23 protein-coding genes and 1 other annotated feature are annotated in these 24,808 nt (G+C 48.0%); of the genes, 1 reads left to right on the forward strand and 22 read right to left on the reverse strand.

All coding sequences use genetic code 11. The features are described 5' to 3' along the window. Positions 1 to 4 precede the first annotated feature (4 nt). Positions 5 to 547: an aminoglycoside 6'-N-acetyltransferase AAC(6')-35 gene (gene aac(6')-35, locus HP399_RS21635; RefSeq protein WP_173618929.1), complete on the forward strand. Its 543-nt coding sequence runs from the start codon at positions 5 to 7 to the stop codon at positions 545 to 547. A 10-nt stretch (positions 548 to 557) separates the two neighbouring features. On the opposite strand, the gene HP399_RS21640 is transcribed toward aac(6')-35, so the two are convergent. The 22 genes from HP399_RS21640 to HP399_RS21745 form a co-directional block, all read right to left on the reverse strand. Continuing rightward, positions 558 to 1,394 (reverse strand): M50 family metallopeptidase, encoded by an 837-nt coding sequence (locus HP399_RS21640; RefSeq protein WP_173618930.1) that lies wholly within the window; start codon positions 1,392 to 1,394, stop codon positions 558 to 560. After that, positions 1,387 to 2,172: a M23 family metallopeptidase gene (locus HP399_RS21645; protein ID WP_173618931.1), complete on the reverse strand. Its 786-nt coding sequence runs from the start codon at positions 2,170 to 2,172 to the stop codon at positions 1,387 to 1,389. Before HP399_RS21645 ends, HP399_RS21640 begins: the two co-directional genes overlap by 8 nt. 158 nt (positions 2,173 to 2,330) lie before the next feature. Beyond that, a complete protein-coding gene (locus tag HP399_RS21650) occupies positions 2,331 to 2,531 on the reverse strand; it encodes a cold-shock protein (protein ID WP_007728674.1) in 201 nt (66 codons plus the stop codon). Between the two features lie 311 nt (positions 2,532 to 2,842). Then, a complete protein-coding gene (gene rodA, locus HP399_RS21655) occupies positions 2,843 to 3,973 on the reverse strand; it encodes a rod shape-determining protein RodA (protein ID WP_173618932.1) in 1,131 nt (376 codons plus the stop codon). Between the two features lie 58 nt (positions 3,974 to 4,031). After that, complete coding sequence (minD, locus tag HP399_RS21660) at positions 4,032 to 4,826, reverse strand: septum site-determining protein MinD (protein ID WP_173618933.1); 795 nt, start codon at positions 4,824 to 4,826, stop codon at positions 4,032 to 4,034. A 20-nt stretch (positions 4,827 to 4,846) separates the two neighbouring features. Then, on the reverse strand, positions 4,847 to 5,524 hold the full coding sequence (gene minC / locus HP399_RS21665) for a septum site-determining protein MinC (RefSeq protein ID WP_026042972.1): 678 nt from the start codon (positions 5,522 to 5,524) through the stop codon (positions 4,847 to 4,849). A 149-nt stretch (positions 5,525 to 5,673) separates the two neighbouring features. Continuing rightward, positions 5,674 to 8,106, reverse strand: coding sequence for a peptidoglycan D,D-transpeptidase FtsI family protein (locus HP399_RS21670; protein WP_173618934.1), 2,433 nt, complete (start codon positions 8,104 to 8,106; stop codon positions 5,674 to 5,676). A 21-nt stretch (positions 8,107 to 8,127) separates the two neighbouring features. Continuing rightward, positions 8,128 to 8,652, reverse strand: a complete 525-nt coding sequence (gene mreD, locus HP399_RS21675; protein ID WP_173618935.1) for a rod shape-determining protein MreD — start codon at positions 8,650 to 8,652, stop codon at positions 8,128 to 8,130. Next, positions 8,652 to 9,611, reverse strand: a complete 960-nt coding sequence (mreC, locus tag HP399_RS21680; protein WP_173618936.1) for a rod shape-determining protein MreC — start codon at positions 9,609 to 9,611, stop codon at positions 8,652 to 8,654. The genes mreD and mreC overlap by 1 nt, the downstream gene beginning before the upstream one ends. 14 nt (positions 9,612 to 9,625) lie before the next feature. Continuing rightward, on the reverse strand, positions 9,626 to 10,669 hold the full coding sequence (locus HP399_RS21685; protein ID WP_012685552.1) for a rod shape-determining protein: 1,044 nt from the start codon (positions 10,667 to 10,669) through the stop codon (positions 9,626 to 9,628). Positions 10,670 to 10,825: 156 nt separating this feature from the next. After that, a complete protein-coding gene (gene radC / locus HP399_RS21690; RefSeq protein ID WP_012685551.1) occupies positions 10,826 to 11,524 on the reverse strand; it encodes a RadC family protein in 699 nt (232 codons plus the stop codon). A 101-nt stretch (positions 11,525 to 11,625) separates the two neighbouring features. Next, a complete protein-coding gene (locus HP399_RS21695) occupies positions 11,626 to 12,213 on the reverse strand; it encodes a Maf family protein (protein WP_173618937.1) in 588 nt (195 codons plus the stop codon). 8 nt (positions 12,214 to 12,221) lie between these two features. Beyond that, positions 12,222 to 12,461 (reverse strand): DUF4321 domain-containing protein, encoded by a 240-nt coding sequence (locus tag HP399_RS21700; protein WP_007726664.1) that lies wholly within the window; start codon positions 12,459 to 12,461, stop codon positions 12,222 to 12,224. 159 nt (positions 12,462 to 12,620) lie between these two features. Further along, positions 12,621 to 13,913, reverse strand: a complete 1,293-nt coding sequence (locus HP399_RS21705; RefSeq protein WP_173618938.1) for a hypothetical protein — start codon at positions 13,911 to 13,913, stop codon at positions 12,621 to 12,623. A gap of 117 nt (positions 13,914 to 14,030) precedes the next feature. Continuing rightward, the gene (locus HP399_RS21710) at positions 14,031 to 14,465 is read right to left on the reverse strand and encodes a prepilin peptidase (protein ID WP_173618939.1); all 435 of its coding nucleotides are present in this window, start codon (positions 14,463 to 14,465) and stop codon (positions 14,031 to 14,033) included. A 106-nt stretch (positions 14,466 to 14,571) separates the two neighbouring features. Beyond that, positions 14,572 to 15,567, reverse strand: coding sequence for a ketoacyl-ACP synthase III (locus tag HP399_RS21715; RefSeq protein ID WP_173618940.1), 996 nt, complete (start codon positions 15,565 to 15,567; stop codon positions 14,572 to 14,574). A 421-nt stretch (positions 15,568 to 15,988) separates the two neighbouring features. After that, positions 15,989 to 17,371 carry a UDP-N-acetylmuramate--L-alanine ligase gene (gene murC, locus HP399_RS21720; protein WP_173618941.1) on the reverse strand — a complete coding sequence of 461 codons (1,383 nt, stop codon included), beginning with the start codon at positions 17,369 to 17,371 and terminating at the stop codon, positions 15,989 to 15,991. Between the two features lies 1 nt (position 17,372). After that, positions 17,373 to 18,746 carry a bifunctional folylpolyglutamate synthase/dihydrofolate synthase gene (locus tag HP399_RS21725; protein WP_173618942.1) on the reverse strand — a complete coding sequence of 458 codons (1,374 nt, stop codon included), beginning with the start codon at positions 18,744 to 18,746 and terminating at the stop codon, positions 17,373 to 17,375. Positions 18,747 to 18,789: 43 nt separating this feature from the next. Next, positions 18,790 to 21,462 (reverse strand): valine--tRNA ligase, encoded by a 2,673-nt coding sequence (locus tag HP399_RS21730; protein ID WP_173618943.1) that lies wholly within the window; start codon positions 21,460 to 21,462, stop codon positions 18,790 to 18,792. Between the two features lie 57 nt (positions 21,463 to 21,519). Beyond that, positions 21,520 to 21,761: a binding site (T-box leader), on the reverse strand. A 58-nt stretch (positions 21,762 to 21,819) separates the two neighbouring features. Further along, the gene (locus HP399_RS21735; protein WP_173618944.1) at positions 21,820 to 22,146 is read right to left on the reverse strand and encodes an STAS domain-containing protein; all 327 of its coding nucleotides are present in this window, start codon (positions 22,144 to 22,146) and stop codon (positions 21,820 to 21,822) included. Between the two features lie 107 nt (positions 22,147 to 22,253). Then, positions 22,254 to 23,492 carry an ATP-binding protein gene (locus tag HP399_RS21740; RefSeq protein ID WP_173618945.1) on the reverse strand — a complete coding sequence of 413 codons (1,239 nt, stop codon included), beginning with the start codon at positions 23,490 to 23,492 and terminating at the stop codon, positions 22,254 to 22,256. 25 nt (positions 23,493 to 23,517) lie between these two features. After that, entirely contained in the window at positions 23,518 to 24,720 is a 1,203-nt protein-coding gene (locus HP399_RS21745; protein WP_173618946.1) for a PP2C family protein-serine/threonine phosphatase, read from the reverse strand. Positions 24,721 to 24,808: the final 88 nt, after the last annotated feature.

Consider the following 24,808-nt stretch of genomic DNA (forward strand, 5'->3'; position numbering starts at 1 on the left):
ATCCATGATTCATGCTGGTGATTTAAAAATAAGAGCCTTATCCCCCAATGATGCCACTCACTTAGTCAAATGGCTTTCTGACGAGCGCGTTTTGGCCTATTATGAAGGTCGCGATCGGCCACATGACGAGAAGCTCGTACAGCAAAGCTTTTTTCCGGAAGACGACGACGGTGAAACTCGCTGCCTGATCTTGTACGCGGACGAACCGATTGGCTATGCGCAATTTTATCCACTCGATGCCCCGGAAAAACAATTGTACGGGTATGCAAAAGACGACGTTGTCTACGGCATGGACCAGTTCATTGGAGAGCCTGTTTACTGGAATCGCGGTATTGGCACTCAGCTCGTTACAGCCATCCTCCATTATCTCCACACGGAAAAACGAGTACAAAAAGTAGCGATTGACCCACAAGCCTGGAATGAACGAGCCCTGTGTTGCTACGAAAAATGTGGCTTTCGAAAAGTAAAAGAGCTTCCTCTGCACGAATGGCACGAAGGAAGCATGCGGGATTGCTGGTTGATGGAATGGATCGCTCCTGCAGATTAAGGGCTAATGACTAAAGGAGCTTGCCCACTGCGGCGTTGTGCTTTTGCTCGAACAGAAGGGCATACAATAGCTGTTCCTCTGCCAAGAGACCCGCGCCTTGCACGTAGAAAAGATGGGAGCATCCCCGCCGCAGCTTGTGTGAGACAGCCAGTACTGTTTCCTCAGGATGCACCCGTATCGCTTGAACGGCAGCCTCTTCTTGCTGCCGCTCGTATTTCTCCACAAGAAAGCGAAAAAATTGATAAGGAAACCGCAAAAATGCCTGAATGTTCAACGTCAATAAATAAATCCCGATCACTGCTAAGTTGTACTTCAACTCCAAGCTGGACATCCCCACCATGATCCCCGCAAACAGCGTACTCCCCGTCATCGAAATCATCGTCGCCTGCCTATACGACATAAACCAGCATAGAACAGCCAACAAGATTCTCCCGCCATCCAACGGCCAGATTGGCAACAAGTTGAAAAGCGCAATCGTCAAATTACTTACCAAGAAAAAGCGGGCCCACTCTTCCGTCCATATCCCCATAAACCAAAACAAGTACGAAGCAGCCATCATCACCATATTTAAGAAGGGCCCAGCGAGTGCCACGACAATCTCATCCATTGGGTCCGTGGCGTATGAGTCTTCCATCGTCGCTACTCCACCAAAAGGCAGAAGCTGCACTTCTTTTACGGTCCATCCGAGCTCACGCGCCATCGCTACATGCCCCAATTCATGGATCAGCACAATGACAAACAGGGTAATGACCTCCAAAAAATGGCCTGTCACCACGGACAAGCCGATCACTGCCCAAAATAGCAGGTGAATACGAAACCGAATGTCGAGCCAGCCTCCCCTATTCAAACGGTATCACTTCCAAGGGATTAACAAATTGCTCATTCACTTTCGCCCCTACATACAAATGACGTGATGTCTGGTCCATTACCCGTGCGGTTCCAATGACTTGACCAGGTGTCAAGACCTCATCCTTCGTCACCCCTATACTATCGAGATTGCCCAACCATATCTCCCGCCCTTTGGTTAGACGAACAATCACTGTGGTCCCAAAATCAGGCTTTTCACCGACAAACGCGACCCAGCCAGCTTCTCCGATCGTAATTTGATCGTTCATTCCCGTATTCAGGATCACATTTGCACTCTCTTGATCATAGGATTTTACGACTTTCCAGCTACTCGGGAGCTTCCACACAGCACCTGCGTTCTTTGTTGTGCTCGTTGCTGGCACGGCAGGGGGATTAGTAGGTATCGAGGGAAGCATTGTCGGAATCGGACCAAATCTTGCTTCATACCAGTCCGCTACCCCTGAAAAATTAAAGTCCCGTGTCATGACTTCCCTCGCGGAGCTTTTCCAAGAGGCTGGGATCAGCGTAGTTTGAAACAAAACATAAGCAGCACCAATCAATAAGACAGATGCTAAAATTTGCACGCCCCACTTTTCATGGGACGGTGGCTGGTCCATCACATCATTCTCGCGCGGCGAGTAACTGAATGGGTTCGGAGTTTCTTCGATGGGATCTTTCCAATCATCGACGTAGGGAGTATAGCTGTCTCGTGATTGTGTTCGGATTCGTTCCAAACGCTCCCTCCGTCTTTCTTTTACACGATCTACTCTTTCAAACATGTCCATCCCTCCGCAGGCCAAGCCTTTAGTATCATCCTATGACTTGTCTACCTGCTTTATGACGACCGCTGTCCCTCTCCAACTACCCAGCTTATCGGTTGGAAACACGCAAAAAAGACAGTCTCCCCATTGAGAGACTGCCTTTGAATCTGTCAATTTTACAGTTTAGATACGCTAGCAGCTTGTGGTCCACGGCTACCTTGAACGATTTCGAACTCAACCTTTTGACCTTCGTCAAGAGATTTGAAACCTTCTGACTGGATTGCGCTGTAGTGTACGAATACGTCGTCGCCACCCTCAACTTGGATGAAGCCGTATCCTTTTTCTGCGTTAAACCATTTTACGATACCTTGTTGCATGAAACAAAACCTCCCTGAACATTACGCCCCACGAGGCGAAAGAGTGTAGCGTTAACCTCTTTTTTACAGATAAGCCTTTTGCGTCAAGGAAAAAAAGTCATAAGAATTGCGATTGACAATTGGTGACGTCACTCACAATACGTACGACTCCATACCAATCAATCAAACACTATAACTTGTAAAAATGGTTAACTTAGGATGATTTTAGCATAAGTATTTGCATTTGTCACGCATTTCGTAAATGTTAAAAAAGTCTTCTATTCATCACCGAGACAGCGGCGAGAACCAGAAGACTTTTTGAAAAACCTCATTTAGTCAAAACGCAACTTGTCCTTACGCATCCCAATATTGAGCACCACACCAACGATCAGAAAGTTGGTTAGGAGCGAACTCCCTCCGTAGCTAATGAACGGAAGTGGAATACCCGTAATCGGCATCAACTGAATCGTCATCCCAATGTTCTCGAAGATCTGGAAGGTAAGCATCCCTACGACACCCGCGACAACATAGGAGCCGAACGGATCTTTAGCCTCCATCGCAATGCGGATCATTCGGTAAATCAAGACGAAAAACAGAATCATCAGCAAGCCCGCTCCGACAAAGCCCAGCTTCTCAGCAATGACGGTAAAGATAAAATCACTTTCTCCTACCGGTACCCATCCAAAGCTCGCTTGCGTCGGCGTATCAATCCCTTTTCCAAACAATTGCCCTGAGCCGATGGCAATCAATGCTTGCTTGAGTTGGAACCCTCGTCCCATCGGTTCAAGATCTGGGTCCATCCAAAAGAGGATTCGATCCCACTGATACGGCTTGATAATCTTGAAAAAGATATCCTGCTTGTATTCATGCAGCAGCGTCATGGCGGCAAAGAAGCTGCCGACCAATCCTCCCATGTACAACACATGCTTCATCCGTATGCCACCCACGATTAGCATTGTGGCAAGCATCCCCGTAAAAACCATGGCCGTACCCAAATCGGGCTGAATCAAAATCAAAAGCAATGGTACACCAACCAAGGCCATGACGGGAATCAGCTTATAAAAATAGTAAAACCGATCCGCATCGCTTGCCCTCTTGGACAAGAAGCGGGCCACCGTTATGATCGTGAACAGCTTCATCGGTTCAGAAGGCTGAACCAAGACAGGACCAAGGTCATACCAGCTCGTCGTATTGTTAATCGGCTTCGTTTGAAATACCCCGATCAAAAGAATCAGACCGAGTGCATATAAGACATAGGCCATGTTGTGGAATAGGCGATAGTCAAATAACAATGTCACACCTAGCACAATAAAGCCGATGACATACCAAAGGACCTGCTGATGCGCCTTATCTACACCTGCCGCAGAGCCGGAAATCCCGAGATAGCTAAAGATACCCAGCCCTGCCAAAATCAAAATGATGGTCCAGTCAATTGTTTTTAAATGACGTTTTTCCAGGTCCATCCGTTTCCTCCTAGAAAACGTGACTCCCCTCTATAGAAAGAAGGGAGCCAAGTATTACCTATTTTAATCCAAAGAATTTACGCATTTTATGGAGCACGCCCGCTTTTTCTTCCAATGGTTGTAATGGAACAGCTTCACCCAAAAGGCGACGAGCCACGTTCCGATACGCGATGGAAGCACGCGATTCGTGATTCATCACAGCCGGCTCACCTTGGTTCGCGGATTTAATGATATGATCATCATCCGGTACTACACCAATTAAGTCAATGGCTAACAAATCCAAAATGTCTTCTACATCCAGCATGTCGCCATTTTTCACCATATGGGAGCGAACGCGATTGATGACCAGCTTAGGCATTCCGATTTTTTCTCGCTCTAATAAGCCAATAATCCTATCAGCATCACGCACAGCAGCCTTTTCAGGTGTAGTCACGACGATTGCTTGATCAGCCCCTGCCACTGCATTGCGGAAGCCTTGCTCAATACCCGCAGGGCAATCGATGATGACATAATCATATTCCCGCTTCAGTTGCGTAATGATTTCCTCCATCTGCTCAGGAGTTACTGCTGATTTGTCCTTGGTCTGAGCAGCCGGGAGCAATGCCAGATTGTCAAACCGCTTGTCTTTGATCAGAGCTTGCGGCAGTCGGCATGCGCCTTCTGCAACGTCTACCAGATCATAAATAATTCGGTTCTCAAGTCCCATGACTACATCCAGATTGCGCAAGCCAATATCGGTATCTACCATGACCACTTTTTGTCCCAACAATGCGAGCGCCGTTCCCAAATTGGCGGAAGTGGTCGTCTTACCCACGCCGCCTTTACCGGAAGTTACGACAATTCCAATCCCCACGTCCGTTCCTCCTCTTTCCCTCAACCCTCACGCTTTTTCTCACCCAAATCAGGGCGGATTCGCGACAAGTAGTTCATTTTCGCTACCAGCATGATCTCATTTTCCAGATAGGCAAATTCTGTGCCTCCGGAATTATTCGTCCATTCCTCACCCGGCTTGCTGATCACATCTGCAATCCGCAACTGGGTTGGACTCATGACTGCAGCCGCAATAATTACCTGTGAGTCACCGGAAATACCTGCGTGCGCGTACCCTCTGAGATGACCTAGCACGTAGATGCTTCCTGTACTGCGAACCGTCCCCCCGGGATTGACATCTCCCAATAAGAGCAAATCACCGTCAAACTCCAGTACTTGCCCAGAGCGTACCGTATTTACCTGTATGGAAAAATGGGTTTTCAGGCGTTCAGCCATAGCTTCTTCCCGCGTGATCAAATCAGATTCGATTGTATGGATCACCAGGTTGCCCTTAGTTCGAATAATTTGAGTCAACTGCTCTTGTTGCTCGGGTGAGCAGTATCGTTTTCCCAATTTTATAGATACCCGAATGAGTGGCCCCGACAAAATCTGTTGGTGGCTATGCTCTATTTTTTCACGCATATCGGCCAGCAGTTCGTCGAAGGAACAAGTATCATCCATAAAGAAGACGAGACCCTCTTTAGTCCCTTTGATCGTGACCTTGCTTTTCACAGTCGTCACCGGTTTCACCTCGACCGATACCATTCGCCATACAGAAAGATTTTTCCTGCTCTGCGTGAAAAAATTGCCGAATTGGGTCAGATTGTGGCATTACAAGAGCTTGACTCCATTATTCTCTTGGGCTTGATTGCCCTGGACAACCATTGCGGTTACTTCGCGGACGGTGGATTTGGCTTCGGAACCCCACCAGTAAGGACACCTGGATTCAGTTCATTGTAAGCTTCGAGCAATCGACGCGAGATCGGACCAGTCGCATCAGAACTGGACGTACCGTCTCTCAAACTGTTCGGCGCAATGACGACGAAAACCAGTTGAGGATTTTCATAAGGCGCAAAGCCGACAACCAGTGCATTTTCCGCTGGCTGCGACGTTTGTGCCGTACCAGACTTGGCTGCAACAGTGAAAGGCAACCCATTGAATCGTTGAACGGTACCACCTGGCTGAGTAACCAACCGCATCCCTTCTCTTACCACCTGTATATGCTTCGGATCGATATCAACCCGGTTTAGCACTTGTGGTTCAATAACCGAGAGCGTTTGTCCTGGTTTCTTCGGATCGGTTGTTCCTTTACGAATTTCTTTTACAAGATGTGGGCGTACCCGATATCCTCCATTAGCAATGGTCGATACGTATTGCCCCAGCTGCATCGGCGTGAACAGATCGTATTGACCAATCATCACGTCCGCCAAGTTTCCGTAGTAAAGGTTCTGGTTTTCCCAACCGGTATGTTCATTCGGCAGATCCACACCTGTTTTCACACCGAGACCAAACTGGGAATTGTAGTAATCATAGACAGAGAACTGCTTCTCCCAGCCTTCTTTCCCTTTTCTTGCTAATCGAATCGCCATTTCGTACATATACGTATTGTTCGACACCTGCAAGGCACGACGAGCGTTAACAGGTCCATGACCACTTGCCTTCCAGTTGCGTTTATACGTGTTACCAACATTCAAGCCGCCTCGGTCATAGATGACTTCGTTCGGTGTAGTCAGACCCTCCTGAAGCGCAATCATGACAGACAGTGGCTTGTAGGTAGAAGCAGGTGGATATGGCGTATAAATGAATCGGTTTGATTCGTTCGGCAAAATAAGCGAGGCGTAATTCTCGTTGAATTTCTTGCGGTCGTAATACAGATTCAAATTGTAATCTGGATAACTCGCCATCGCCAATATTTCGCCCGTATTCGGATTCATCACCAATACGTGTGCGTCCTTAAATTCTTTTGGCGTAGTCGGGCGCTTCTTGAATGATTCAAATTCTTCTTTCAAGATGGCCTCTACCTTGCTTTGATAACGCCAGTCCATAGACAAAACGAGATCGTTTCCTGGCTCAGGGGCTTGGCGCATCTTCTTCTCTACCGTCTCCGAATTTTTGTTCACGTGCACTTCCATAATCCCGTTTTTACCGCGCAAATAACGTTCATAGGAGCTCTCCAAACCGGTTACACCGACACGGTCGATAGCGTTGTAGCCTTGTGCCTGATATTCTTTCAAGCTCTCAGGACGAATCGCATTGATGTACCCGAGAAAGTGCGTACCAAATGCCGAACCATCCGGATCTTCGAAAATTTGGCGAACAGGCTCCAGCTCCACACTAATTCCCGGCAGTTCGGTGCGTCGTTCTTCGATTTGGAACATTTCCTGCTCCGTGATGTTGACCTTGACACGTCTAGGGATGTAGCTGGCCATCTGCGGTGAACGCATCTCCTGCAGCAAAGAAAGCTTGTGCCATTGAAATTGGCGTTGCTGCTCTGTCAACGGTAGTTTGATATCCATGTCGAACAACGAGGCATAGCGCAGCAAATCCATGTCGGACTTTTCTGCTAAGCCTTCGGGAGTTGGCAAAACTCCGATCTGATCCTTCACTTTTTTGGCGAGGTCATTACGATCTTCCTTGTCCAATTTGAGAGTGAGGGTCATATTGGCGTTTATCGCCATTTTTAACAGTTCGAAATCCGTAGTGTTCGCTTCCGTAATAGCGGGTGTACCCGGCTTGGCAGCATTCAGTTTCTTAATAAGGTCTGCTCTCTCCTTGTCATCAAAAGGAGAACGAATGCGCATCCCGAGATACACAGCAGTTTTTACCAGCTCAAAGTCCGACATTTGATCGACGGTCTCTACTTTCGGAACGGCTTTTAACTTCGCCGCAACCTTTGCCTTGAGATCGTTTGTTTCTTGCGCATTGAAAGCAACAGGCAAAGTTGATCTCAGTTCAATCGTCTTCTTTAACAGTTCCTTATCCGTACCGATTTTGCCGCCATCGGGAATGAGGATTTTTGCCAGACGATCCGCGACTTTCTCTTCATCAATGTCCTGTCCTTGTTCTTCAACGTATTGAACGGTGTACACTGGCTTATTCGAAACGAGTACCTCGCCATTTTTATCCAAGATACGACCACGAGGAGCGGAAATCGGCAGTTCACGAATACTGAACTTTTCCAATTCATGCTTGTACTGTTCGCCTTCCACCAGCTGCACAAAGGCTAGCCGTAAAATAATGGCGGCGAAGAACAAAAATACAATCACAAACAATAGATTGAGCCGAATAGGTATATCTGATTTCGGTTCTTTGACTTCTTCCACGAACTCTCCTCTCCTTTGCCCTTACTGCATGTGCATTTCCTTTTTCGCCAGAATCTTGTTGCATACATTCTTGATCGGAAAGTATACCAGTAAGCCAAAAGCGAGATTAAACAGCACACTAGGCAAAATTTGATGTGTCAAAATCCATTGAACATCGAAGGGGGCAGCGGAAAACAAGCGGAACAAGGAATACAAAAGCCACTCATGTCCGAACAAAATCAGGAAGCTGGTAATAAAAACCATCCCGAATCCTCTCTGGAACAAAAGAACGATCATCCCTGCAAAGTAGCTGGCCACCATCATGGACATGGTATAGATTCCAATTAGTTGCCCAAACAGGACATCTTGTAAAAATCCGAACGCGATCCCGTAATACAAGCCCTCACGCCTGCCGAGATACATCGAAATAAAAACGCAGCAGACAAGCGCAAACCGGGGGACTATCATCCAAGACAGACCCCCAGCGCCAGGTGAAAATACTTGCATCACAGTTCCTTCCAAAACAAACATGACCACGACGCCCAACGTCAATAAAAATCGAGCCATTACTGACCACCCCCGCTAGCAGGTGGAGCCGGGGGCACAGTTGTCTGTGTTTGTGTCTGGCCAGCTGGCTGTTGCGGGATCAATTCACCATTGGGAGCGATTGTAAAATCTCGTTCCACAACCATGACTTCATTCAATTGTGAAAAATCAGCGCTTGGCTGGATGTAGGCCGTTTGAGTCAAGCCGTAATCATCTGGTTCTACGCGAACAATATAGCCGATCGGCAAATTAGGAGGTACAACTCCTCCCAAACCTGAAGAAATAACTTGCTGATCTTTTTTAATGGCCTGTCCCCAAGGGATTTTACGCATGACGAGCAATCTCTTTTGCGGGTCGTATTCTTCGATGACACCACTAATCTGACGGTATACAGGCTTGCCTTCGACCAGTTCCTGCGTCAAAATACCCGCAGAAATATGGTCCCGCCGTTCATAGCTTGTCAACAATTCAACTGTAGATGAAAAGTTGGCAACACTCTGTACGCGCCCAATCATTCCTTTGGCAGTGATGACCGCCATATCCTTTTTGATGCCACTTTTCAAACCTTGATCGATGGTAACAACGTTGTTCCATGTATCAGGGTTTCTCGCTACGACTTCCGCAAAGTGAAGCCTGTAAGATTTGAGTGAATCTTTTGCTCCCACCATTTCTCGAAGGCGCTCATTATCTGCCTTGAGTGTGTGCAATTCGGCACTGAGACGAGCATATTGATCCAAACTTGCCTTGAGTGCCTTGTTTTCTTCATATACGCCGTACGCTTCTTCAATTTCCTGAAAAAAGCCAGAAACAGCCTGGGCAGGGCGATAGAAAAAGCCCTGCACCACGCTGAAGGTATCTTTGAAGAACATTTCTGGCCAGGTCAGGCTAACCCGTTCACGAGAAGTGAAGCCCACGACGGAGATAAGCAGGACCAAGCCTACAAGTACAATGATAAGCCGCTTATTCCCGAAAAACGACATGCCCTACCCTCCGTTTATTTACCCCGTTTTAGTCGGGAAGAGGTGATGCCTTGCTTGGATTTGAACAGGTGAATGTTCTCCAATGCACGACCTGTTCCAATCGCTACGCAGTCCAGTGCGTTTTCCGCGACATGCACGGGCATACCCGTTTCCTTACTTAACAGGCGATCCATGTTGCGCAAGAGCGCACCGCCACCTGTGAGTACAATCCCACGATCCATGATGTCCGCCGCGAGCTCAGGCGGGCTTTTTTCGAGTGTTACCTTCACCGATTCCACGATAGCAGAAATGGTTTCAGCCAATGCTTCTGCAATCTCTGTGCTGCTTACCGAGAGCGTTTTTGGCAATCCGGTTACAAGGTCACGACCGCGAATGTCAACGTTTTCGACCTCATCAGGAGCAATCGCAGAGCCGATCTCCAACTTCAATGTTTCTGATGTCCGTTCCCCGATCATCAAGTTGTAACGGCGCTTGATGTACTGAATGATCGCCTCGTCCATCTCATCCCCAGCCACACGAATGGAGCGGGATGTAACAATCCCCCCGAGAGAAATGATAGCGACCTCTGTCGTACCACCGCCAATGTCAACGACCATACTTCCAGTCGGTTCCCACACTGGCAGGTCTGCACCGATCGCTGCTGCAAACGGCTCTTCAATCGTATATGCTTCCTTCGCGCCAGCCTGCTTCGTAGCGTCCTCGACTGCACGCTTTTCCACCGCAGTAATTCCCGAAGGTACACAGACCATTACGTTTGGACGACGCGTAAACAGACCTTGATTTTTTTGTGCTTGATTGATGAAATAGCGCATCATTGTCGCAGTTGTATCAAAGTCAGCGATAACCCCGTCTTTCATTGGACGAACCGCTACGATATTACCTGGCGTACGACCGATCATACTTTTCGCTGCATTCCCTACTGCTTCAATGGAATTGTTATTCGTACGAATCGCTACAACAGAAGGTTCACGCACCACAATTCCTTTACCCTTCACAAAAACAAGTGTATTGGCAGTGCCGAGGTCAATCCCCAAGTCACGTGTAAATCCACCAAACATAAAAAAACTCCTTCCAAATATTAATCCAAATGACAAGCATAAGAGAACCTCTATCGAGGCCTCCCCTAGATAGAGCGACCGCGTTTTTGTGGAAGGTTTTCATGCGCACAAGAATTCATAGACGTATCGATGATAAATCTTGCACGTAAAAACATGTTACAAGTACCCTTGCTCTTTGAGACTAACGTACTTGCCTTCCCCGATAATAACATGATCCAACAATGAAATCCCTACCAGTTCACCAGCGTCACGCAATGTATGCGTAATCGCGATGTCTTCCCTGCTAGGTGTCGGATCACCGCTCGGATGGTTATGTAGGCATATCACCGATGCGCTGCTACGACGGATCGCTTCTTTAAAGACTTCTCTCGGGTGTACGATGGAAGCGTCCAGACTGCCTACAAAAATCGTCTGCTTGCCAATCACATGGTTCTTGGTATTCAGAAAGAGACAGACAAAATGTTCCTGTGTCAAATGAGCAAGCTCTGGCGACATCAAATCAGCTACGTCCCGTGGTAAACGGATAGAAGCCCTATACTCTCGAGGCACTCCCATCAATCTACGCCCAAGCTCAAACGCAGCATGCAATTCAATCGCTTTGACTGGACCAATTCCTTTTAGCTCTGTTAACTCAGCATGAGAGGCTTGGGCTAAACCACGCAGGTCTCCAAACCTGGCTAACAAGCGCTGAGCCAGCTGATGAGCCGTCTCTTGTTCCCTGCCTGTCCGCAGTAAAATGGCAAGAAGTTCAGTATCAGACAGATGGACCGCTCCTTCGCGAAGCAGTCGTTCACGTGGACGGTCATAGTAAGGGACGTTTTTTAACAGCATTTTGTTACAGGTATTTGTTGCCATTTTATATCCGCCTCCAGCCATATTCACATTATCGAAAACGGCTGACATGGAGATGTTCATGAGGCGTATGGCCGTCGCCGCTTGCTTCAAGCATGACAACTTTACAATATCGGCATCCCAAAACGTGTCAAAAGAGTAGACGTCAGGCCTAACGGAAGACCAACAACAGTGAAGTAGTCTCCAGTTATTCCTTCCACGAGCGTGGCTCCAATACCCTGAATGGCGTATGAGCCCGCTTTATCCATCGGCTCACCTGTCGCAATGTACGACTTGATTTCTTGCTCTGTTAAAGCTCGAATTCTTACGTGTGTTAGACTATGTGAGACTTCCGCACGGCCTGTCTCCACATCTATCAAGGCGACTCCACTATAAACGGTGTGCTCTTGCCCCTGAAGCATGGACAACATACGGTATGCGTCCATTTCATCAACAGGCTTGCCCAGTATTTGGCCATCAAGAACGACTACCGTATCAGATCCTAAAACGACGCCTTCCGTCAAGCGAGAAGCCACTTCCTTGGCCTTGCGCAAAGACAATTCTTCTACTACTTCGCTCGCAGATAAATGCTCTGCTGTCGTCTCATCTACATCACTGGTGATAACGGTAAATGATAAGCCCAAAGCTTGCAGAAGCTCCCTTCGACGAGGCGAAGATGAAGCCAGAATGAGAGGAACATTTTTTTTCGTCATTTTTCAACCTACTTTATTCGTCGATGTATCCAAAATGCGAGGGCTAAGCCTCCGATACTGGCTAGATTTAGTTTTACCTGAAAGTTCAGTTCGTACTTCAAAATTTCTAAATCTGCCGCAGGCGACCAAGTAATCTCTTTACTCTTGGTCAAAAAAGGTAGCCAGGGACTTAAAATCTCCCCGATAATGCTGCCAAACAAAAGTCCACTCACCAACAGAAACACGAGAGTAAGCGTTTCTTTCCCCATTTTCCCAACTCCCTTTTTATAAGGGATTCTCTTTTTGCCAAACATAAGTTTAGCAAATGGGGAGAAGCGAAACAATCCCTGATTGCTCTTGGTAGTTACTGTATAGAAAGAAAAGGCCTCCTGCAAGAAAACCTTGCGGAAGACCATATAAACATGCACTTATGTGGATGAGCGTGCATTTTGAATCCAGCTCGAGTAGCTCTCGAAAAAGGCAAGGACACCCGCCTGTACTTGCCACGCATAGGATTCGGCGCTTTCCACCTTTTTTCCAACGCTCGCTTCTGCCATTTTGTCCCTGGCCGCCAGCGCTTGATTCACCCCATTTACCATCCCATCTAGCAATGGCTTCCAGGCATCCTTGGCTTCCATTTTACGACTTTCCTCCAGAAATTGGCGGTGAATTTCTTTTAATTCTGCTGTTTCTTTTGCCGTTGGCGAAAGTTGACCCGTCGTAATAATCAGCCCTGATTGTGCTGAAAGTGTTTGGACGAGTTTGACTCCGTGGGTGAAAAAGGCACTCACGTTAGGGTCACCAGATGCGTTGGCGGCTTTTCCAACAGGGACAGACCCTTCAAAAGCCGGAAAGGAAAATTCTTTGACGTATATATCCATGCCTTTGTTTTTCAAGCTGGCGGCAAAGCCTAGCACAGCATCTCTTGTGGGAGCAGCAGCTGCGAACATATACTGCTTGCTTGCGTCCTTATAAAGCAGATGAGGAATCCCCGCTTTCTCCAGTGGTTCTACAGCTGTTTGCGGGGATGCATCCGGCTGGAATACTCCTGCCTGTGCAACGTACATGTTTACGGCTGGCAGTTGTAAAGCTATTGCTTTTTGACCCACTACGGTACCATTCGTCGGCGTCTCATGCGTTGGCTGGCTTTCATTTGGCAAAGCGGGACCTGCCACGCCATTTTTCCCAGCCGTTTGTTCAGTACCTGCACCCGGCGCTGTCAGTGTCTGAACCGTTTCACTCAGAACATTTCCGTACGACTCGGAAAACTCCTTTTGGGAAAAGACTGTCAAAACAAGAAATCCGAACAAAAGACCAATTGCTATAGCCCCACCCGTTGTTAATGTCGTGCGCCAAAAGGGCCCCTTTGGCCATAACGCTGCGAGCCGACTACCAGGACTACTCCTGTATCCCTTCTCTTCGGTATCCTCGAAAGAATAATCGGATTCAAAGGAGTCGTTTGTCGTCTGATCGAATTCATCGTTCGGCTTCGTTTCTTTCGCGACTGCTCCACGTAGCTGCATCATGCGTTCCCATGCTTCGTTGCCCTTCTCTTTAAACGGGTCAGTAAACGACAAGGGAGGCGCTTGAAAACGAACACGAGGCGTGTCATCCTTTGGGGTGCGCTTTCTACTTGCTTCCTTCGGGATGTCGTCCCGCTTTTCATCCCAGAACCTTCCGTTCATTTTGACCGTCACACGATTTTTATTTTGTCCGCTCATACGCTTGCCCTCCTAGCCACAGGCTCTTTGTACTAGCATACGTTTTGCTCGGACGGGTTATGACTTCTATCTAGTGATTCTATTAAATTTGTTTCTACTACTATTCCCCATGCCATTTCAAGAGGTTTCGCTCATATACAAAATGACGGCTAACCCAATCGTCACAAAAGGCGCAAACGGTACTTCGCATTTTATACTTACTTTTCGTATCAGCAACAAAGCGAGAGAGACGAGCATAGCTGCCAAGCTCGCAACCGTAAGAACGACTACAAAATCGTGAACCCCAAGTCCATAGCAGACTAAAGCGAACAACTTCACATCCCCCATCCCCAGCGCACGCGGCCTGTGCCAGCTGATCCATCCAAATACTAGTAAACAGATAATCGCAAAGATTCCAGCCATCAGCCATTCCCTCGGCGAAGAGAGAACATACTCCATAAAAGAAATCAGTACAAACCCTGCAACTAATGCAAGATTGGGTATTCGTCTATGACGAAAATCTACCCACGAGAGGTAAAGGCAGAGCCCGAATAATATCACAGCGTTTGCCATTTCTTCATCCCCCAAGTTGAAACTGTCCTTAAGATTACGCTTCTTTCCTGAGACAAAAAAACTGCCCAGAACGATTCTGGACAGCCTCTCGATTTATGAACATGGTTTACGGATTCCAAGTGAACAAAAGGCCAGCGTGGACGAGACCACCGCCAAACCCATACAACAAGATCGTATCCCCTGCCTTTACTTTGCCTTCCTTGATCCCCAAGGCGAGCGACAATGGAATGGTAGCCGCTGATGTGTTGCCATAGTGCGTCAGACTGTACAGTGTCTTTTCGAGTGGGAACTGGCTCTTCTCACAAATGGATTCGATCATGCGCAAATTGGCACTGTGCGGGATGAACCAGTCGACATCTTCGAGCGTTTTGCCCGCCCGGCTCACTACCTCCTGCATCCCCTTTGGAACAGTTGTTACTGCCCACTTGTACACTTCTCTCCCGTTTTGGACCATGCATCCATTCCCACTCAATTCTCGTCCGTCCATATGGGTAGACAAGCCCGATCGGTATACATGAATCCCTCCGTCCCCCTTTGAGCCTAAATAGGCGGACAAAAAACCAGGAGCCGTAGAGTCTTGCTCAACCAACACTGCACCCGCCCCGTCCCCGAACAGGATGCACGTCGTGCGATCCGTATAGTCGGTTACTTTTGTTAAGGTTTCTGCACCTACTACCAACACTTTGCGATGCAAACCAGAGCTGATGAGCGCATTTGCCATATGGAGCGCATACGTAAATCCTGCACAGGTGGCGGAGAGGTCCATGGCTCCTGCCTGCTCGACTTGAAAATGCGCCTGGATTTGGCTTGCTACACTTGGAAATGGATAGTCTGGCGTACTGGTCGCCACCAAAATCATATCGACATCGCGGATATCCTTCCCATAATTCGCGATCATATCGTGGATAGCAGCGATGGCCAGATCACTGGTAAATTCATCTTCTCTTGCCATACGGCGCTCATGAATACCTGTTCGTTGTAAAATCCACTCATTCGATGTCTCCACTAGTTTTTCCATATCTGTATTGGTAAGAACGCGACTCGGCACATACGTACCGATAGCGGTAATTCGTGACTTGAAGGGGCTTGCATTTGTCATCATCCGATCATCACCTTCCGTTTTTATGATCTGATTATAACACTAGATATTAGTATCTGGTACTATTTTTTAAAATCAATAATCTAATTCTGGTTTGAGTCAGCATAGTGGAGGAGAAGAAAAAGCACAGTTCTCTTCGACTCTGACACGCCAGCAGGGGGGATTCACTGGCCGTCTCCACTACAAAAAGGGGACCGTCGAGCCAAAGCCACCCTACGGGCGGAAGTTTCTCAAGGGAGAAGTGTTCGACAAGCGTGGTCCCCTTTTTGTAGTTCCGACTGGGTAGGCGTTGTCAAGGTCTATGAGCCCTGTGCTTTTTCTTCTCACTAGCATTGTTGGTATATCGATACCTTACAAAACTTTCCGATAGTAAATAAAAAGACTTGAAACCCGTAGGTTTCAAGTCTTTTTACGTCTCTATCCGTTATTTTTCTAGCTTTTCAGCCAGCCAGTAAGCGGATTTCCAGATATCCCCTGCACCCATAGTCAACACGAGATCGCCCTCTTGCAATCCTTTGAAGACATGCTCCTGCATTTGTTCCTTCGTCGGAATGTACTGCGCACGCGGGTGGCTGTTGGTGCGGATTTTTTGCACCAGCACCTCGGAGGTAACTCCCTCGATTTTTTCTTCGCCCGCTGGAGAGTAGATATCCGTGATAATCACTTCGTCTGCTTCTGCAAAGGCACGGCTGAATTCATCCATAAGGAAATACGTGCGTGTGTAGCGTTGTGGCTGAAACACAGCGATCACACGTCGGCCCGATGCCCTTGCCCCGCTTAGTGTAGCGATAATTTCCGTTGGATGATGCGCGTAGTCGTCTACGACCAGGACGCCTCGTGTATCCCCGATAATTTGAAATCTGCGCTTGGCACCGCTAAAAGTAGACAGTGCCTGTGCAATTTTATCAAAGGAAAGGCCAATATCCAGGCAAACAATGATCGCAGCCAGTGCATTTGCAATATTATGCTTGCCTGGGACTACGAGACACAATTCACCCAACCGCTCATCCTTGTGATAAATCTGGCACGTGCTGCAACGATCTCCACATTCAATCAAAGTGGCAGAAAACTGTGCTTGTGCCACAAAGTTCGGATCGACTGCATACGTCACGACCGTTTTTTCGACGGACGGCATGACTTCACGCACATGTTGATCATCGATGCACAGGATCGCTTTTCCAGCCGGTTTTAGATGGCTCAAGAACTGGACGTACGCCTGTTTCAAATTGTTGAAGTCGCCATCGAAATGCTCCAGATGATCTGGTTCGATGCTCGTCACAATTTCATACATCGGTCTGTATTCCAAAAAGGAACCGTCGCTCTCGTCTGCCTCAGCAATGACATAATCACTGGTACCTGCCTTTGCGTTGGTACCAGCACTCATCAATTCACCGCCGATGATGAAAGTCGGGTCTACACCGCACTCTTCCAGCACGTGAGAGATCATCGATGTCGTGGTCGTCTTGCCGTGTGCTCCGGCTACTGCTACTCCTGTGCGTTCATTCAATATGCGAGCAAGCATTTGGGAACGGTGCATGACCGGAATTCCTAATGCTTGACCTGCGATCACCTCAGGATTGTCTTTGGAAATACTGGTGGAGTATACGATGCTGTCTGCTCCCTCCACGTGGGTAGCATTATGGCCAATATGAATGACCGCCCCTCTTGCTTCCAGCTTTTTCGCCAAATCATTCATGGCGACATCGGAGCCGGTTACCTTGTATCCAAGGTCGATCAAGACGCGGGCAATGGCACTCATGCCATAACCGCCGATGCCCACAAAGTGGACGTGTTGGGCCTGATCCACCCTATTCACCTGCCTCTTCTACTATAGTGGGAAAGAATGCGCGTACTTGGGCGATGAAGTAGAGCGAACCGCAGACGACCAACCAGTCATCCGCCTTCGCTGATTGCTTCTCCCGCATCCAAGAAAGGAGAAACGCCCGCCAGTCTGGGACTGCATCGAGAAACTCTTGCTCCCAGCCACCGGCTAAAAACGACTCTTGTAAGCTATTGGCTTCGGCTGCACGCGGGAAGTCAAAGGTTGTCACATGCAGCTTTTGGATTTTTGACTTTACTGGTACGAGCGACTCTGCCATTTTGGCAAGCGGCTTATCTGCCAATCCAGAAAAGAGCAAATGCAACTGTACTCCGTCCGGCAACAACCGATCCAGACTGCTTACAAGCGCCTCCATTCCTTCCTGATTGTGTGCCCCATCCAAGATAACCATTGGTCTTGGAGAGATGACTTCTAGACGACCAGGCCAACGCGTTTGTTGCAAACCGCGAAATATTTCTTCTTCCTCCAGCAAGAAAGAGAAGTAATTACGCAGGATATCGATGGTCATTAAAGCAACGGCTGCATTGGTTGTTTGGTGAATGCCATTCATGGTAAGACGGTAGGATGCTTCCGCACGACGGTGAATGCTTTTGTAACGAAACTGTTGGTCACCCAGCTGCTCCTCTACCTGCACTGCCTGAAAATGTTCACCAATATGATATAGCGTACTCTTCGTTTGTCTTGTGCGCTCCTCAAAAATCGCGAGAAGTTCCGGCCTAACCTCACCTGTGACTACAGGAACACCCGGCTTGATAATCCCCGCTTTTTCCTGGGCAATATCTTCCAAGCTTTCTCCCAACACTTGCGTATGGTCCATACCGATATTCGTGATGACCGAAACAAGCGGAAGGACGACGTTCGTCGAATCCAATCGCCCGCCAAGTCCTGTTTCCCATACGACTACCGCTGGTCTCGCCACTCTTGAAAAATAAAGAATGGCGATCAGCGTAATCACTTCAAATTCGGTAGGGGAACCGAACTCTGTTTCTTGTTCGCATCGTTGCACCCATACCTTGACTTCATTCACCAGCTGCAATAGATCTTCTTCCGTGATCATGCTGCCGTTGTAACGGATGCGCTCACGGAAGTCAACCAAATAGGGGGAGGTAAATGTACCTACACTATATCCGGCTTCCATCAGCATTTGCGTCAGGAATGCGCAGGTTGAACCTTTTCCATTGGTGCCAGCCACATGAATAAATGGGATTCTCCGCTCAGGATGTCCTACTTGCTCCAAAACCCACTGCATTCTCTCAAGCCCCGGCCGTTGACCGAACCTGAGCAGTCCATGCAGCCAGTCGAGCGCTTGCGTATATTCTACAAACCCTTCTTCTGCATGCATACCACAATGCTCCATTCTCAAAAATATGCGATGGTATGGCGGATCATTCGCCCTTCAATTCGGCAAGTCGTGCAATCACTTTATCCCGCTTATCCATGTAGTCTGCCATCTTCGCTTTTTCCTCTGCGACTACTTTTTCAGGTGCCTTGGCCATAAATCCGGCATTGTTGAGCTTTTTCTCAATACGCTCCACTTCGCCGTTGAGTGTCGCCACTTCTTTTTCCAGACGCTTCAGCTCTTGCTCGATATCGATCAAGCCTGCCAGTGGAAGGAACAATTCTGCTCCCGTGATCACAGCAGACATCGCTTTATCAGGCATAGCCAGATCCAGGCTGATTTCCAGACGCTCAGGGTTGCAGAAACGGCTGAGGTAGTGCTCACCACGTGTCAGACGCTCAGCGGACAATGCATCGCTTGGCTTGATCAGGAGCTCAATTTTCTTGGACATTGGTACGTTTACTTCTGCACGGATGTTGCGTACGCTGCGGATGATATCCATCAACTGGTTCATTTCGCTTTCTGCTTCAGCAAAAATCCATTGCTCGTTAACAGTTGGCCAAGGTGCTACTGTGATGCTCTCGCCTTGGTGCGGCAATGCCTGCCAAATTTCCTCCGTGATGAACGGCATGAACGGATGCAACAGCTTGAGTGTTTGATCCAGAACTGTAACCAGAACGGATTGGGTTGTCTTCTTCGCTGCTTCATCTGTACCATACAGCGGCAGCTTCGCCATCTCGATATACCAGTCACACAGGTCATCCCAAATGAAGTTGTAAAGCACACGGCCTGCTTCACCGAATTCAAATGCGTCAGACAGACGGGTTACATCTGCGATTGTCGCTTGGAGGCGGGAAAGAATCCATTTGTCTGGTGTAGACAGCTCACCGCTCAAATCGATTTCCTCGTATTTGAAGTCAGCCAGGTTCATCAAGGCAAAACGAGACGCGTTCCAAATTTTGTTCGCGAAGTTGCGGTTTGCCTCCACCTTTTCCCAATAGAAGCGTTGGTCATTTCCTGGGGAATTCCCTGTCGCCAATGTGTATCGCAGCGCATCCGCTCCGTACTTCTCAATCACTTCCATCGGATCGACACCGTTGCCGAGTGATTTGGACATTTTGCGGCCCTCGGAGTCGCGAATAATGCCGTGAATCAAGACGGATTCAAACGGACTTTTCCCGGTAAATTCAAGACCTGAGAACATCATGCGAGCAACCCAGAAGAAGATAATATCATAGCCTGTTACCAGGACATTCGTTGGATAGAAGTACTTCATGTCCTCGGATTCTTCCGGCCAGCCCAGGGTCGAGAACGGCCATAGACCAGAGGAGAACCATGTATCGAGAACGTCGTTGTCCTGCTCCAGCTTGTGGCTGTGGCAGCTTGGGCACTCAGTCACATCTGCGCGAGATACAATCGTTTCGTTACAATCTCCGCAATACCATGCAGGAATTCGGTGACCCCACCACAGCTGACGGGAGATGCACCAGTCGCGGATGTTTTCAATCCAACGCAGGTAATTCGTCTTGAAGCGCTCTGGGACGAATTTCACGCTCTCAGGGCTATTTGCATTAGCCAGTGCTTCGTCAGCCAAAGGTTGCATTTTTACGAACCATTGGGTAGAAAGGTATGGTTCTACGACTGCATCGCTGCGCTCACTATGTCCAACCTGATGAATATGCTCCTCAACTTTGAACATCACACCTTGCTCAGTCAAATCTTTGATGATTTGCTTGCGGCATGCGAAGCGATCCAAGCCTTTGTAGATACCAGCCAGCTCGTTCATCGCGCCCGTCTCATCCATGACAACGATTTGTGGCAACTGATGGCGAAGACCCAATTCAAAGTCATTCGGATCGTGTGCTGGCGTAATTTTTACAGCGCCAGAACCAAACTCAGGATCAACGTAGTCATCTGCGACGATTGGAATTTCGCGTCCTACGATTGGCAAAATCACGGTTTTGCCGATCATGTCCTTGTAACGCTCATCTTCCGGATGTACAGCTACAGCCGTATCACCGAGCATCGTTTCAGGACGGGTTGTAGCTACTTCGATATAACCGGTGCCATCTGCCAATGGGTAACGCATGTGATGCAGCGCACCTTTTACTTCCTTGTAGATTACTTCAATATCAGACAGAGCTGTGCGGGCAGCAGGGTCCCAGTTAATGATGCGGTTACCGCGATAGATCAAGCCTTTTTCGTACAGACGAACAAATACTTCGCGGACAGCTTGGGACAAGCCTTCATCCATCGTAAAACGCTCGCGGGAGTAATCCAGGGCAAGACCGAGCTTTTCCCACTGCTCACGAATATGCGAAGCGTAGATGTGCTTCCACTCCCATATTTTTTCCACGAATTTTTCGCGGCCCAGATCATGGCGAGAGACGCCTTCTTCACGCAAGGTAGCTTCTACGCGCGCTTGAGTTGCGATACCAGCGTGGTCCATACCTGGCAAGAACAAGGTGCTGTAGCCTTGCATACGCTTGGTACGCGTAATGATATCTTGCAAAGTCGTATCCAGCGCGTGGCCCAAGTGCAATTTACCAGTTACGTTCGGGGGTGGAATGACAATCGTAAACGGACGTTTATTCGGGTCACGTTCTGCCTTGAAAAATTGTTTTTCGATCCAATACGGATACCATTTGTTCTCTGCTGCTTTTGGATCATAGTTTTTCGGCAGCAATTGGTCGATGTCGGTTGTTGGCTGTGTAGACATGTACGACTCCTCCTATTAGCATAACTTGCTTTGCAAAAAATAAAAAAACCCTTCATCGCAAAGGACGAAAGGATTATTTTCGCGGTACCACCTTTGTTAACACACGATAAACTACATGCTTATGGCGTGTTCACTCTGACAAGATAACGGTTGCGAACCGGTCTCGGCTAGGCACATGCTTTCACCGAAAAAACTCCTGGGCGACCTTCAGCCATTCATGACCTTAGAGAATCTCGCAGCAACTGATTCTCCTCTCTGCTAAGGCGTCCTGACTTACTCTTCCCACTCATCGTTCATATCGTATGTAATTGTCGTATGGTTAGCTTTCACTATTATATACAATCACGCTGTTTGGCGTCAAACCCGGGTTTCGCCCACTTTTCCAACTGCAATGCCCAGTGCTTCGGTAAAACCGAGCACGCCCAAAATATCGAGAATTTCTTCTCGGACATTGACGATTTCTACCTGTTTGCCCATGGCCAACAGTTCTTTCGTGGTAAAAAACAGGCTTCCAATACCGGAAGAATCTACAAAGGAGACACCTTGAAAATCGACGGTAACGAATTGATTTCGCCCTCCATACTGCTGGAGCAATTCACCTACTCGATCTCCTACAGCCATGTCCAACTCTCCGACGAAAAACAATGTAGCCTGTCCGTTCGCCTCTGTTGCGCGGTAGTCCATGCTCAAACTCCTCTCAATAGGTATCGGTACACCCAATCTGCTCGTCCTTTTACTATATTACCCATTTTCATTCACTTGCAAACATTTGGCTTTTTGGAAATGGTTGCTTAACGTGAAAGGATACATTCTAAAATAAGCTTTGTGCCTGCCAGGGAGCTGCTCAAATAAACACGATCACAGTATTGCAGGATCACGTGAAAACCTGCCCCGAGCGAGTGGCGCGTAGAAAATCCTTGTTGTAGGGTAGCTCGCGGGATATCCTCGAGCAAAATTCCTTGTCCTTCATCATGGATCACAGCACGGCACATCTGCCTGTCATTCGTTAGGTATAACGTAACCACACCGCCATTTCCGTGCTTCAACGTATTGGAAGCAGCTTCGTTGACCGCAACGAGAAACTGTAGCATTCGTTTATCAGAAATGCCTTGTGGTTCCAAAGCTTGCTTGAACAATTTACGCAGTTCTGCAAGCTGCTCCGGTAAACGGATATCGATTGCCAAGAGCTTATGCCCTTCCCGAAGCAAGAAAAATAATTCTTCATCACTAAGCAACAATAGCTTACCTTCTGTGACCACACCCAGAATATCTCTGTAGATCTCCCATTCCCGTCTTTTGCGTTTTCGTTCTTCTGCTATGACGGCGGTGACGTCAATCAAAGCGATTCCACAGGTCCGATCTGGCAATACAGATGTGTATAATTCAAACACCTTTGTGCCATCTGTGGTGACAATTTGCTCCCTTACAGGACCACCCGATCCAGCCGCATCTTCGACGAGTCGTTGCATTTCTCTCTCTACTTCCAAACTCGCACGAACGTCACCCAGCGGACGCACTTTCCCTTCATCGTAAAGATAGAGGAAAACGGTCTCGATCTGACGCAGTATGGATAACTTCTGAATCTCTTGTTTTATTAATCGCCCCCGCTCGTCGTCTCGATCCTTCCAATGTAACAAGACGTCTGCCGGGTCCAATTCGCCACTCATGTGCCATGTATGAAATTCTTCCAGGAGCAATCGCTCCAGAACGTCTTCCCGTCGCAAAACTTTTTCGATATCGATAATATGGTACGGATCACCTGCTATACCACGCAATCCGCTACCGATAATTCGGAAATCATAGGCGAGCTCTATTTCTATGCGTCCGTGCAAAGCATGATCAGAACTGCTTAACCCAATGGTCGTCCGGCTCACTGCTACCAGCTTCGCCTGGAACGATTCCATCGTTGCTAGGTTCGTCACCTTTACAGTGCGGGGCGGAACTACTTTGCTCGCTGCACCGCCAGAACGTAGCGCGACAAGGCAATTATCACAAGTGGGATTGTCCGGACAACGCTCACACAAAATCACAGTTCATCCTCCTATTCACGCGCAACTACACGAGGGCTATACTCTCTTCAGGCTCAAATTGAAGAATCAACACAGAAATATCATCCGTTTGGTTTCGCTGCTGTGTTATCTCCATTAAGTAGGCCTCAACTCGATTCATCGATTCCTGCTTACTATCACCAGGCATCTTTAATAAGGAGGATAGTTCTTCTAGCCAATGCCTACTGCCTCGACACACTTCTTTTCTCCCTGAATCCAGCAAACCATCTGTGTAGAGCAATAGCATGCCCTCTTCTTCTAAGGGTACCTCCTCCATTTGATACGTGCTATCGGGCAAAAGCCCTAGGCCGACTCCACCCTTGCTAGCTAAAATGGTTTGATTCGACTTGGACAAATAAAAAGGCTGTGGATGTCCTGCCCTGCTAAAACGAATTTTGTGTTCCACCTCGTCATAGACAGCAACCAGCATCGTAATGTAAGAACGGGTTTTCACTAAATCTGCATAAAGCAACTGATTGAGTCTTTCCAAAATCTCATCCGGCAAATAGCTGGACTGCAAAACCTGCCTTACAGCAATCCTAATCCCCGTTGCCCAAATACTGGCCAAAAAACCGTGCCCGGACACATCCGCAATGATAAAACAGGTGTAGCGATCATCGATTTGTCTATAGTCAATGTAGTCCCCGCCTACATAATCGACTGGCACGTAAACCGTTCTTGTTCGCAAACTGGTTAACTGTAATTCTTCTGTGGGAATGAGCTTCGACTGCATGCGTCTAGCCAGCTTCATCTCCATCTCGATTTCTCGCTGCCCTGATGACTGGTCCTGTTGACATCTGAGGATCAACGCCCGAATGTTCACGAGGAGTAGCCCATAAAAAGATTTCTCCAGTTCCTTTAGCTCACGGTCATTGACGTTACTCTGGACGAACAAGCGGACATAACGCGGTGTTTGAGCGGTGTCACACTGTTCCGAGACAACAATGCGCTCCTCTACTTCGCGCTGCACTTTTGCGCTCTCTTTGTTGCCACGCTCGATCCGAAAATAGACAGCACCTAGAGCCGATTCAAACGTGATCGACAAAAAGCACGGCTTGTCCATTTTCACGAACCACGTATCGACCAACTCTTCTATAAATGGCATGAGACTCTCGTAATTGACTTGGCGCTTGCTTTGCTCATTGCTGGTCATCACCAGATACTCGTAATTCTGTTTCAATTCCATTAGTTTGACCAATTGATGATTCATCCCCGAGCCACTCCCATACACACTTTAGCATAATTCTTTCTTTCGGGAATTGCGAAAAGGGTTATGGCAATTTTCAAAAACATTGTGA

Origin of the sequence: Brevibacillus sp. DP1.3A (genome assembly GCF_013284245.2) — a bacterium.
Classification (GTDB): domain Bacteria; phylum Bacillota; class Bacilli; order Brevibacillales; family Brevibacillaceae; genus Brevibacillus.